At 44.4% G+C, this 13,538-nt stretch carries 7 protein-coding genes and 2 rRNA genes (1 of these 9 cut by a window edge); 6 read left to right on the top strand and 3 right to left on the bottom strand.

What is annotated here, in order from left to right; genetic code table 11:
* The first annotated feature begins 74 nt into the window (after positions 1-74).
* From myaer_RS00055 to myaer_RS00045, 3 genes are all read left to right on the top strand, one after another.
* Positions 75-2,525 (top strand): transglycosylase domain-containing protein, encoded by a 2,451-nt coding sequence (locus myaer_RS00055; RefSeq protein WP_046660451.1) that lies wholly within the window; start codon positions 75-77, stop codon positions 2,523-2,525.
* Between the two features lie 144 nt (positions 2,526-2,669).
* Positions 2,670-4,430, top strand: a complete 1,761-nt coding sequence (locus myaer_RS00050) for a M61 family metallopeptidase (protein ID WP_046660450.1) — start codon at positions 2,670-2,672, stop codon at positions 4,428-4,430.
* Positions 4,431-4,453: 23 nt separating this feature from the next.
* Positions 4,454-5,380 (top strand): branched-chain amino acid transaminase, encoded by a 927-nt coding sequence (locus myaer_RS00045; RefSeq protein WP_046660449.1) that lies wholly within the window; start codon positions 4,454-4,456, stop codon positions 5,378-5,380.
* Positions 5,381-5,458: 78 nt separating this feature from the next.
* Here myaer_RS00045 and myaer_RS21460 read toward each other — a convergent pair whose 3' ends face one another.
* A complete protein-coding gene (locus myaer_RS21460; protein ID WP_174236811.1) occupies positions 5,459-5,608 on the bottom strand; it encodes a hypothetical protein in 150 nt (49 codons plus the stop codon).
* 326 nt (positions 5,609-5,934) lie between these two features.
* Between myaer_RS21460 and kaiC the strand changes: the two genes are divergently transcribed.
* From kaiC to myaer_RS00025, 3 genes are all read left to right on the top strand, one after another.
* On the top strand, positions 5,935-7,455 hold the full coding sequence (gene kaiC / locus myaer_RS00035) for a circadian clock protein KaiC (protein ID WP_046660448.1): 1,521 nt from the start codon (positions 5,935-5,937) through the stop codon (positions 7,453-7,455).
* A 73-nt stretch (positions 7,456-7,528) separates the two neighbouring features.
* Positions 7,529-8,359, top strand: coding sequence for an amino acid ABC transporter substrate-binding protein (locus myaer_RS00030; protein WP_046663543.1), 831 nt, complete (start codon positions 7,529-7,531; stop codon positions 8,357-8,359).
* An 83-nt stretch (positions 8,360-8,442) separates the two neighbouring features.
* Entirely contained in the window at positions 8,443-11,067 is a 2,625-nt protein-coding gene (locus myaer_RS00025) for a trans-splicing intein-formed DNA polymerase III subunit alpha N-terminal partner DnaE-N (RefSeq protein ID WP_046660447.1), read from the top strand.
* A gap of 47 nt (positions 11,068-11,114) precedes the next feature.
* On the opposite strand, the gene rrf is transcribed toward myaer_RS00025, so the two are convergent.
* Both rrf and myaer_RS00015 read right to left on the bottom strand, forming a co-directional pair.
* Positions 11,115-11,232, bottom strand: a 5S ribosomal RNA gene (gene rrf / locus myaer_RS00020).
* 55 nt (positions 11,233-11,287) lie between these two features.
* A 23S ribosomal RNA gene (locus myaer_RS00015) occupies positions 11,288-13,538 on the bottom strand; it runs 629 nt beyond the window's last position.

The following is a 13,538-nucleotide window of genomic DNA, read 5'->3' as shown; positions in this document are numbered from 1 at the left end:
TATTTATTCTCCCCACACCCCACACCCCACACCCCACACCCCACTTCCCCACTTCCCACACCCGCTCAACTAACATGAAATACAAACAAAAACTTAGTCAATTTTTTCATAATCTCGCTAATAAATTAGAGAATTCCCAGCAACCCCCTAAAGTCGATCCTATCGACTCCGAATCTGCGCCCGTTGCTGGGGAAAAGCCAGTAGAAGCGGCTTCTGAAGAAAAAAAGGTCAATTTAGTCTCCCGAACCAGTAGCAAGGCTCTAGAGACGTTAAAACCCCTGAAGAACAAATTTACTACCCTGCTCGATAATTCCCCCTTACCGCAATGGCGACAACATCCCCGCTTTGGCTTGTACTTGGGATTGGGATTAGGCGTAACTGGGGGCATTTTGGGGGTAGGTTGGGGCATTTATCGCCTTGAAACCTCTCTACCGCAAAATATCGCCGATATACAAACATATACTCGTCCAGGCACCCTAACCATTCAAGCCGCTAATGGGGAAATCCTCAAGCAAAATGGCCCTAGCACTTACGAAACCGTGAAAATTGCCCAAGTTCCCCCACTGGTACAGGAGGCCTTTATCGCTAGTGAAGACCGCCGTTTTCGCGAACACGGGGGAGTTGATGGCCAGGGTATTGCTCGCGCTCTCTTTTCTAACCTGAGAGCCGGGGGAGTGGTGGAGGGAGGCAGCACCATCACCCAACAATTGGCCCGGATTGTCTTTTTATCCCAAGAAAGGAGTTTTGATCGCAAATTACGCGAAATGCGTATCGCTCAGAAAATAGAAGATAAATATACAAAAGACCAGATTTTAGAGCGTTATTTCCACCTAGTTTATCTCGGTTCCGGGGCCTACGGTCTTGCCGATGCCGCTTGGTTATATTTCAGTAAACCCGTCGATAAATTAACTCTAGCCGAAGCTGCCACCCTTGCTGGCATTGTTCCCGCTCCTAGTCTCTATTCTCCCCTCGAAAACCCTAAATCTGCCCTAGAACGGCGTAATATCGTCCTCAAAACTATGGCCGAGGTGGGATTTATTACTAACGCTCAAGCAGAACAAGCGATCGCATCTCCCCTAGGACTGAAAACCAGTCCCCTAAAACGTCTGCAACGGCAAGCGGCCTATTTTACCGATTATGTGGAAAAAGAACTGCCGCAACTGGTTCCCGCTAAAACCCTAGAAGCGGGGGGATTGGTGGTAAAAACTACCCTTAATCCTCGTTGGCAAAGCGAAGCGGAGGAAGTGGTAGAAAGAGCGGTTTCTCGTTATGGCAGGTGGCAGAACTTCCAACAGGCGGCTTTAGTGGCAATTGACCCCAAAAATGGGCAAATTAAGGCTATGGTCGGGGGAATTGACCACGATAAGAATCAGTTCAATCGGGTGACACAAGCAAAACGTCAGCCGGGATCTACTTTTAAACCTTTTGTCTACGCGGCGGCGATTGCGGCGGGTAAATCCCCCTATTCTAATTATAAAGATGCTCAGTATGTGGTGGATGGTTATAAACCGGAAAACTACGGTGATAGGTATAGCGGCCGCGCGGTGTCCATGCGCGATGCTTTGACTTCTTCCCTGAATGTGGTGGCAGTTCAGGTGTTAGTAGCTGTGGGTTGGAATCCGGTGATTAAATTAGCTCAAGATATGGGTATCCAGTCGAAACTTTTACCCACTTATTCTTTGGCTTTGGGTGCTTCGGAAGTCAATCTTTTAGAATTGACCAGCGCCTACGGCACTTTTGCTAATAATGGTGTGCATCAACCAGTTTACGGTATTAATCAGGTACTCGATCGCAATGGTAAAGTAATTTATCAAGCCAATTTTAAACCGAAAACTGCTCTCAATCAAAACACGGCAGCGACGATGACTTGGATGCTGCAGGATGTGGTTAATTCGGGAACGGGAACCCCCGCACAAATTGGTCGTCCGGTGGCAGGAAAAACTGGCACTTCTGACAAGGCTCGCGACCTTTGGTTTATCGGTTATATTCCCCAATTAGTCACGGGAATTTGGCTCGGTAATGACAATAATAAACCCACCAATGGAGCCAGTACCATGTCCGCTTGGATGTGGCGACAATTTATGTTAGAAGCAATCAAGGATATTCCCTATCAAGGTTTCCCAGAACCGAATTTAGGCAAACGTCCGGTGACATTAAAAGCGGAACCAATTAAACCCCGACGTACCTACTTTACCCAAACTACTAACAATCGTTTAGCCAGCAGCGATGAGGGTTCCCCCACCGAAGGACCTATCCGCAGACGGCGACGGGTTCGGGTAAGTCGTGAGCAAACTATCGTCCGTTCTAATACTAGCGAACCGAGCCAACGCCGTTCTAGTCGTCGGCGTACTAGGACTGCTCCTACCAGTGCCGCTGCTCCTCGTCCTCAAAATACGGCCCCCGCAGCAGCCGAACCGATTACCGTTCCCGTCACTGTGGCAGCTCCCGAAACTCGTTCGGTTCCCCTACCGGTAACTCCTCCCCCCGATGTGGCTCCTCCCGCACCCCCAGCAGAAAGACGCTGAATCGGCAAAAAAAACCGCAAATCCTGCGGGGGTTACAGTGCCAAAACTGCTCGGTAAAATCTTGCAAAACCATCGGATTTTTGGCGGCGAAACCGGGTAAATTGGCCGAAAGCTTGCCGCTATAATAACTTAAAAGCTTGTGTAATGCCGATGACCAGTCTTATTTCCCCCACTACCATCTCCTCAACTCGTTTAAGTCTCAGCTATCAAGTGGCTATGTCGGAACCGACTTCACACCTCTTTGAAGTCACTCTACAAATTACCGGTTGGCAAGCTCCGATTTTAAACCTAAAAATGCCGGTTTGGACTCCCGGTTCCTATCTAGTGCGGGAATACTCCCGTTTAGTCCAAGATTTTCAAGCTGTTAACCTCAAGAGTCGCAAAGTTGCTAAAAATCACTGGCAGATTGACAATGGTGACAGTTCCGAAATAACGGTCAAATATCGCGTTTTTGCCCACGATTTAACCGTCAGAACCAACCATCTCGATGATACTCACGGTTACTTCAACGGGGCCGCTTTATTTTTCTATATCCCCGATTATCAAAAACATCCCCTCACCCTGACAATTATCCCCCCCCATGCCGATTGGCGCGTTACCACTGCCTTAAAATCTTTACCCGGACAGAAAAACACCTTTCACGTTCCCGATTTTGATACCCTGGTGGACAGTCCCGTGGAAGTGGGTATTCATCAGTTATACGATTTTGTCGTCGAGGGAAAACCCCATCAATTAGCTATCTGGGGACGGGGAAACGCCAATCCTAGTCAAATTATCGCTGATACCACTAAAATTATTCAAACCGAGTCGGCTATGTTCGGTGGACTCCCCTATGATAATTATCTCTTTTTGCTACATCTTTCGGCCAGCGGTTACGGGGGACTAGAACATAAAAATTCCTGTACCCTTAACTATGCGCGTTTGGGATTACGAGATAAGGATAAATATAATCGTTTTCTGCAATTAGTCGCCCATGAGTTCTTTCATCTCTGGAATATCAAGCGTATTCGACCAAAAGCTTTAGAAAGCTTCGATTATGACGCAGAAAATTATACTTCTTCCCTCTGGTTTGCCGAAGGAACCACCAGTTATTACGATATAGTAATCCCTCTACGGGCGGGAATATACGATAGTAAGACTTTTTTAGAGCTTTTAAGCAAAGAAATTACTCGTTATCTCAATATACCCGGCCGTCTTGTCCAACCTCTAGGCGAATCGAGTTTCGATGCTTGGATAAAACTCTACCGACGGGATAGCAATAGCGATAATAGTCAAATTTCCTACTATCTCAAGGGGGAATTATTGTCGCTGCTTCTCGATTTACTAATTCGCACCCACACCGATAACCGTCGTTCTCTCGATGATGTTTTACGCTCGATGTGGCAACATTTCGGGAAAGAGGAGATTGGTTATACCGATGGGGAATTGCAGGCAATTCTCGAATCTGCCGCTGGAGTGGATTTAAGCGACTTCTACCGGCGTTATATCGACGGTTTGGCAGAATTACCCTTTAATGAATATCTTGAACCTTTTGGACTCTATCTGCGGGGTGTTGGCAATGGGGAGACGATACCTTATCTGGGAATGCGGGTACAGAGTGAAGCGGGTAAAGAAATAATTAAATTTGTCGAGATGGGTTCCCCTTGCCAAAAAGCGGGAATTAATGCTGATGATGAGTTATTGGCTATCGATGGATTGCGGGTGACGGCGGAACAGTTAAACGGAAGATTAAAAGACTACCGCGCAGGTGATATTATTCAGATAACAGTCTTTCATCTCGATGAATTGCGAACCCTTGCTGTTCCACTGGCTGCCCCGCAGACGATTCGCTATGAAATTATCAGGGTAGAAAATCCTTCTAATAGCCAGAAACAAAATTTTTCCGCATGGGTAAATCCCGTTTAATTCTTGGTTAAATCAACAAAAAAATGTCTATTACCGCCGAAATTCCTTTCCTTCCTCTCGCCTATTTTGAGAATAAATTTATCCCTTTTACTGAGGCAAAATTATCCGTTGCTACCCACGCACTACACTACGGAACTGCCGCTTTTGGGGGTTTACGAGGTACTCCCGACCCTAGCAATCCAGGACAGATATTATTATTTAGATTGGAACGTCATTGTCAGCGTTTAAGTCAAAGTGCTAAGTTTCTTAATTACGAGATTTCTGCTGATAAAATCTATCAAATAATTATCGATTTTGTGAAAAAGAATCAGTGTAACCGACCTTTTTATATTCGTCCCCTTGTCTATAGTTCGGGGTTGGGAATTGCACCGCGATTGCATGGTATCGAGAAGGATTTTCTAGTCTATGGTCTAGAAATGGATGATTATTTAGCAGCCGATGGGGTTAACTGTCGGATTAGTTCTTGGTATCGTCAGGAGGATAGAAGTTTCCCGTTGCGAGGTAAAATTAGCGCCGCTTATATCACTTCTGCTTTAGCAAAAACGGAAGCGGTAGAATCGGGGTTTGATGAGGCAATTTTAATGAATTCTCAAGGCAAGGTCTGTGAAGCGACGGGAATGAATATTTTTATCATCAGAAATGGTCAGCTAATTACTCCTAGTTTTGACCAAGATATCCTAGAGGGTATTACTAGAGATAGTGTTTTAACTATCGCGCGGGATTTGGGTATTCCGGTTATTGAAAGACCCGTAGATAAGACGGAGTTATTTATCGCTGATGAGGTGTTTTTAAGTGGCACTGCGGCGAAAATTACTCCGATTAAAAAGATTGAAACTTTTTCTTTACCCCCGGCTAAACCGATTACTTATCAGTTAAAAGAAAAGTTAAGTTCTATCGTTCTCAATCAGGAACCAAAGTATCAAGATTGGATTACTCAAGTTCCTTTATAGTTAGGGAACTTTACTTGATTTTTCCTTGAGATGCGTCAAATAATGGCGCATCTCAAGGAACCCTGAAATGAACGGAAATTATTCATTTTTCGGTTTGGCTCCTTCCTGTATGTAAGGTATAGTTTGATTAGGATTAATCTTCAGGATGGGTTTATTATCTCTTGCTATTTTTTGTCTTTGATTATCGGTTTTTTGCTGATTTTGATTACTATCGGTTGTATTTTTCATAGTAGAGCAAATAACTATGATTATACCTTAAACTCTATCAAAGTTGTCAAGAATAGTATTAATCAACTAAATACAAAACTTACTTTGATTCTGACTATTAGTTTGTTACCGTTTTGGTTAATTGTGGCTAAGATTTACCTGCTTATATAGTTTTCCTTGAACGTAACCAATCTCTTTATGCTTGGGTGAAGCTGTCCTGCATTTAAACGATGTCTTGGAAATTTTCTTACCAATGCTCAAACTCTCAAACTAGGGATCAATTTCCGGTATCACTGGTCACTGAAATAGGTACAATAAACATTAGCTCGTTTTCATAGAGAACTTAAATGACGCAAAATAATCCCCTAGAGTTGATTGAGAAGTTAGAAACAGGAATCCCCGGCTTTGATTTTCTTTCGGAAGGGGGATTACCGAAAGGAAGAGCAACTTTGATAGCGGGGACGGCAGGAAGTGCTAAAACGGTTTTTGCCTGTCAATTTCTCGCAGAAGGCATCAAAAATGGAGAAAATGGCGTTTTTGTCACCTTCGAGGAGCCACCCCAAGCACTGAGAAAAAATATGGGTGGTTTTGGTTGGAATATCCGGCAGTGGGAGGAGAATCGCCAATGGGCCTTTGTCGATGCTTCCCCCCAACCGGAAGAAAAGCCGATGGTGACAGGAGAATACGACCTAGGCGCATTAATCGCTCGCATTGAGTTTGCTATCCGCAAAAATAAAGCTAAACGGGTGTCTATGGATTCTTTAGGCGCAATTTTTAGCCATTTGAGTGATAGCGCTCAAGTGAGAAGTGATCTTTTTCGTCTAGCAACCGCTTTGCGAGAATTGGAAGTAACAGCGATTATGACCGCGGAAAGAACCCAAGAATACGGCGAAATCAGTCGTTATGGGGTGGAGGAGTTTGTGGCCGATAATGTGGTGATTTTACGCAACGTTTTAACCGATGAGAAAAGAAGAAGGACGATCGAAATTTTAAAATATCGGGGAACCGATCACCAAAAAGGAGAATTTCCTTTTACAATTATTCCCAATAAAGGGGCCGTGATTATTCCTTTGTCAGCTATTGAATTAGAACAAAAATCCTCTAATATTCGTATTACTTCCGGCAGCCTCGAACTCGATAGAATGTGTGGGGGTGGTTTCTTCCGCGATTCGGTTATTTTGGTTTCGGGAGCCACAGGAACAGGAAAAACCCTGATGGTGACAGAATTTATGGCCGGGGGAGTAAGCAATGGGGAAAGATGTTTAATTTTTGCCTTCGAGGAAAGTCGCGAACAGTTATTTAGAAATGCTACCGGTTGGGGGGTGGATTATGACCGCATGGAAAAGGAAGGTAAATTAAAGGTAGTCTGCCGTTATCCCGAAACTACGGGTTTAGAAAATCATTTAATTATGATGAAGGAAATTATCGAGGAGTTTCAACCTAATCGAGTGGCAGTAGATAGTTTATCTGCTTTAGAAAGGGTTTCTAATCTGAAAGGATTTCGGGAATTTATTATCGGTTTGACTTCTTTTATTAAGCAAAAAGAGGTGGGAGGATTATTTACTTCCACCACTCCCACTTTATTAGGAGGTTCCTCGATTACAGAAGCGCATATTTCTACAATTACCGATTCAATTATTCTGCTGCGTTATGTGGAAATGTATGGAGAAATGCGCCGCGGTATCACTGTTTTAAAAATGCGCGGTTCTATGCACGATAAGGATATTCGTGAGTTTTCGATCGATCATCAAGGTATGCACATCGGTCAACCTTTCCGCAATGTTACTGGAATTCTGGCCGGAACTCCTATGTACACAGCACAAACAGAAGTAGAACGTTTGAGTGGATTATTTGAGGATCGTAGTTAAAATATAGCGGCATTTGCTAATCGCGCGTCGGTGGTTAGCTTTTTTCTCCCTATCTCCTTCTTGTTTTCTTGATATGTCTAAAAACTTTTGGTTTATTTTTCTAGGTCTTTTACTGATAAATAATCTACATTTATCAGCCTTGGCAGAAACAGTTTTACAAAGAATTGCTCGCACAGGAGAATTAAAAGCGGCCGCTAGAAAAGATGCTGTTCCCTTTAGTTATATCGATGAGAAAACGGGACAATGGACAGGTTACGGAGTGGAATTAATGCGCTTAGTCCAACGTCGATTAGCACAAGAATTAGGTAAACCGATTACAATAACCTTTACAGAAGCGACGACTAACAATCGTTTTCAGCAAGTGGAACAGGGACAAGTAGATTTATCCTGTAATGCGGCAACAATCACGGAGGAAAGACTAGAAAAGGTTAATTTTTCTATTCCCTATTTTATGACGGGAGCGCAATTTTTAACTAAAAGGGAAAATGTTGATAAAATAGATATTAATAACACTTTAGCGGCAGTTGCGATCGCCTATATTCCCCACACCACCACCGATAGTATTATTCGTTATATCTATCCTCTGGCTAATTGGCAAGCTGTCAGCGATCGAAGTGAGGCAGTGGCAAAATTACAAAGGGGAGAAGTAAACGCAGTGGTTAGTGATGGAATTCTTCTACTGGGGGAAATCGTTAAACAAGGACAGGATCCGCGACAATTTGTGCTACTACCCAGTCAACCGATTACCACCGAACTTTATGGCTGTATTTTACCCAAAAACGATCCCGAATGGAAAAAATTTGTTGATACTGTTGTTGGCAGCAATGATAACCAGAAACTGCGAGAACAATGGTTTAATTTAGAAGAAAGTTCTTTCCCCTATAGGATTCTCAACCAACCCTAAAAATAGACTGTGATTGCTGAAAATTAAAAGTAAGTAGATTCTAGGTTTTTTTCTTTTTCTTTGTCACTTTTTCCTGAAAAATTATGTCTTTTGTCGGTTTACATATTCACAGTGATTATAGCTTACTTGATGGTGCTTCCCAATTACCGGCACTAATTGATCGAGCGATCGAATTAGGACAACCGGCGATCGCTTTAACCGATCATGGAGTTATGTATGGTGCGATCGAATTAATTAAAACCTGCCGTAATAAGGGAATAAAACCAATTATTGGCAACGAAATGTATGTAGTCAATGGCGATATTGAAGTCAATCTTCGCCACCGAAAATATCATCAAGTTGTTTTAGCCAAAAACACGCAAGGCTATAAAAATCTGGTTAAATTAACGACTATTTCTAATCTGAAAGGTATTCAGGGTAAAGGGATTTTTGCTCGTCCTTGTATTAATAAAGAGTTACTCCAACAATACCACGAAGGATTGATAGTTACCAGTGCTTGCTTGGGTGGAGAGATTCCCCAAGCGATTTTAGCTAATAACAGGAAACTGGCTAAGGAAACTGCTAAATGGTATAAAAAACTTTTTGGTGATGATTTTTACTTAGAAATTCAAGACCACGGTTCCAAAGAAGATCGGATTGTCAATGTAGAAATAGTTAAAATTGCTAAAGAATTAGGAATTAAAGTAGTTGCTACTAACGATTCTCACTTTATTTCCTGTTACGATGTAGAGGCACACGATGCCTTGCTTTGTATTCAAACTGCCAAGTTAATTACTGAAGACAAACGCCTCCGTTATAGTGGCACAGAATACTTAAAATCTGCTGATGAAATGCGCTTACTTTTCCGTGATCATCTGCCAGAAGATGTGATTGAAGAAGCGATTAATAACACCTTAGAAGTAGCAGAAAAAGTCGAACCTTATAACATATTTAATGAACCGAGACTGCCTAATTATCCAGTTCCTGCGGGACATACTGCTGATAGTTATGTAGAAGAAATTGCTTGGTTAGGATTACTAGAAAGATTAAAATGTCCTTCTCGTCATGAGATTGAGCCTGTTTACAAAGAAAGGCTTGAATACGAATTAAAAATGCTACAGAAAATGGGATTTTCTACCTATTTTCTCGTCGTTTGGGACTATGTAAAATATGCTAGAGATCATGATATTCCCGTCGGTCCAGGACGCGGTTCTGCGGCGGGTTCTTTGGTAGCATATTCTTTAAAAATAACCAATATTGATCCCGTTCATCACGGTTTATTATTTGAGCGTTTTCTCAATCCTGAACGGAAATCTATGCCTGATATTGATACGGATTTCTGTATCGAGAGACGGGATGAAATGATCCAATACGTTACGGAAAAATACGGGGAGGCTAATGTTGCTCAAATCATTACTTTTAACCGTATGACATCAAAAGCTGTCTTAAAAGATGTGGCGCGGGTGTTAGATATTCCCTATGCCGAATCGGATAAAATGGCGAAAATGATTCCCGTTTCTCGCGGTAAACCCACACCTTTAAAAGTGATGATTTCCGATGAAACTCCCGAACCGGCATTTAAAGAAAGATACGATACGGAACCCCATGTGCGTCATTGGTTAGATATGGCAATTCGTATCGAAGGTACTAACAAAACCTTCGGAGTTCATGCTGCGGGAGTCGTCATTTCTTCCCAACCTTTAGATGAAGTGGTTCCCCTCCAGAAAAATAATGATGGGGCGGTAATTACCCAATATTTCATGGAGGATTTAGAATCATTGGGATTGTTAAAAATGGACTTTTTAGGGTTAAGAAATTTAACTACTTTGAAAAAAACCGCCGATTTAATTAAACAAAATCAGGGCATAGATATCGATCTGGATCAATTGCCTTTAGATGAAAGAAAAGCCCTGCAAATTCGTGCTAAAGGAGAACATAAAAAACTACCTCCCGATATTCTCAAAACCCACGGATTACTAGAAGAGGGGGATTTAGAAGGTATTTTCCAGTTAGAATCTTCGGGGATGAAACAGATCGTTAAAGAGTTAAAACCATCGGGTATTGAGGACATATCTTCAATCCTAGCACTCTATCGCCCCGGACCTTTAGATGCGGGATTAATTCCTCTCTTTATTGGCAGAAAACACGGTAGAGAACCCATTCGTTATGATCATCCTTTATTGGAACCAATTCTTAAGGAAACCTACGCAGTTTTAGTCTATCAAGAACAGATTATGAAAATGGCGCAGGATTTAGCGGGTTATTCCCTAGGAGAAGCGGATCTATTGCGTCGGGCAATGGGTAAGAAAAAAGCTTCCGAAATGCAGAAACAAAGGGAGATGTTTATCGATGGTGCTGCTAAAAATGGTGTGGAAAAAAGAATCGCTGAAAATCTCTTTGAACAGATGGTAAATTTTGCCGAATATTGTCTGGGAGGTGAGACGTTAATTTTAACTGAGGAGTACGGATTATTACCAATTGCTAAAATTGTGAGCGAAGAAATTAACTGCACTGTTTATAGTGTAGATAAAAATGGTTTTGTTTATAGTCAACCAATCTCTCAATGGCACGAGCGGGGTTTACAAGAGGTCTTTGAATACACCCTAGAAAATGGGCAAACTATCCAAGCAACCAAAGATCATAAATTTATGACTAGCGACGGAGAAATGTTAGCCATAGATACAATATTTGAGCGAGGTTTAGATTTAAAATCCTCTGATTTTTCCTAAAAACCAAACCCCCCAATCTGGTGAGATTGAGGGGAAGGAAAGAATAATCCTGGCATCGAGCTATTGTCCCGGTCGGCAACCCGACAAGTATCTTGGCCACGGTGAAGTTTCACAACCGAGTTCGGGATGGAATCGGAGTGGTGCCATCACGTTAAAGACACCAGGAAGGGTAGAACCCTCAAGACTGCAAAAGCTAGGGAAAAAGTGGTGAAAGAAGAATCAGGTCAAGCCCTCGGTCGGTTAGTACTCCTCGACTGCACTCGTTACCGAGCTTCCATCTAGAGCCTATCAACGGGTAGTCTACCCGAGACCTTACTGGCTTAATGCCATGAGAGCAATCATCTGGAGGTGGGCTTCCCACTTAGATGCTTTCAGCGGTTATCCGCTCCGCACATGGCTACCCTGCGTTTACCGTTGGCACGATAACAGGTACACCAGCGGTGCGTCCTTCCCGGTCCTCTCGTACTAAGGAAGGCTCCTCGCAATGCTCTTACGCCTACACCGGATATGGACCGAACTGTCTCACGACGTTCTGAACCCAGCTCACGTACCGCTTTAATGGGCGAACAGCCCAACCCTTGGGACCGACTTCAGCCCCAGGTTGCGATGAGCCGACATCGAGGTGCCAAACCTCCCCGTCGATGTGAACTCTTGGGGGAGATCAGCCTGTTATCCCTAGAGTAACTTTTATCCGTTGAGCGACGGCCCTTCCACGCGGTGCCGTCGGATCACTAAAGCCGACTTTCGTCCCTGTTCGACTTGTGGGTCTCACAGTCAAGCTCCCTTCTGCTTTTGCACTCTATCGTCCCATTTCCAACGGGACCGAGGGAACCTTTGCGCGCCTCCGTTACCTTTTAGGAGGCGACCGCCCCAGTCAAACTGCCCACCTGAAACTGTCTCCCGCCCCGATTAGGGGTCAGGGTTAGAATTCTAGCCTCGCCAGAGTGGTATCTCACCGTTAGCTCCACTCTCCCCACGAGGAGAGTTTCAAAGCTTCCCACCTATCCTGCGCAAGCGAAGCCCGAAGCCAATTCCAGGCTACAGTAAAGCTTCATAGGGTCTTTCTGTCCAGGTGCAGGTAGTCCGTATCTTCACAGACAATCCTATTTCGCCGAGTCTCTCTCCGAGACAGTGCCCAGATCGTTACGCCTTTCGTGCGGGTCGGAACTTACCCGACAAGGAATTTCGCTACCTTAGGACCGTTATAGTTACGGCCGCCGTTCACCGGGGCTTCGGTCGTCAGCTTCAGATTACTCCTGACCAACTTCCTTAACCTTCCGGCACTGGGCAGGCGTCAGCCCCCATACTGCGTCTTACGACTTGGCGGAGACCTGTGTTTTTGGTAAACAGTCGCCTGGGCCTATTCACTGCGACCCTCTTGCGAGGGTACCCCTTCTCCCGAAGTTACGGGGTCATTTTGCCGAGTTCCTTAGAGAGAGTTATCTCGCGCCCCTTAGTATTCTCTACTTCCCCACCTGTGTCGGTTTCGGGTACAGGCAATTAATGATTAACGTGGTTCGGGCTTTTCTAGGAAGCTTGATCAGCGCCACTTCCCTCCCGTGGGAGGTGGGACTCGCGTCTTAGCTCCTGGTGTTTTCTCCACCTCTCATCGCCTCGACTGCTTGCACTGGTAACCAACATCCAGCTGACGTTGACCTTCTCCGTTCTCCGGCACAATCATTAATCGGTACGGGAATGTTAACCCGTTGTCCATCGACTACGCTTTTCAGCCTCGCCTTAGGTCCTGACTGACCCTCCGCGGACGAGCCTTGCGGAGGAAACCTTGGGGTTTCGGGGTGTGGGATTCTCACCCACATTTTCGCTACTTAAGCCGACATTCTCACTTCTATAGAGTCCACAGCTGCTTGCCGCTACTGCTTCACCCCCTATAGAACGCTCCCCTACCACTACAATGTAGTCCACAGCTTCGGTAGATAACTTAGCCCCGTTCATTTTCGGCGCAGGAGCGCTTGACCAGTGAGCTATTACGCACTCTTTTAAGGATTGCTGCTTCTAGGCAAACCTCCTGGTTGTCAATGCACTCCCACCTCCTTTCTCACTTAGTTATCATTTGGGGACCTTAGCTGGTGGTCTGGGCTGTTTCCCTCTTGACGATGAAGCTTATCCCCCACCGTCTCACTGGTAGTTTTTTTAGCCGTATTCAGAGTTTGCCTCGCCTTGGTACCGGTCTCCCAGCCCGCGGCGAAACAGTGCTTTACCCCGACTAAACTTCCACTACCGCTGCGCCTCAACACATTTCGGGGAGAACCAGCTAGCTCCGAGTTCGATTGGCATTTCACCCCTAACCACAGCTCATCCGCTAATTTTTCAACATTAGTCGGTTCGGACCTCCACTTGGTTTTACCCAAGCTTCATCCTGGCCATGGTTAGATCACCCGGGTTCGGGTCTACAAATTATGACGCTTCGCCCTATTCAGACTCGCTTTCGCTGGGGCTGTGGGGTCTTCCCC

It is taken from the genome of Microcystis aeruginosa NIES-2549, from assembly GCF_000981785.2.
Taxonomy (GTDB): Bacteria; Cyanobacteriota; Cyanobacteriia; order Cyanobacteriales; family Microcystaceae; genus Microcystis; species Microcystis aeruginosa_C.
Note: the sequence above shows the minus strand (reverse complement) of the source record. Positions and strands in the feature narration are given on the sequence as shown.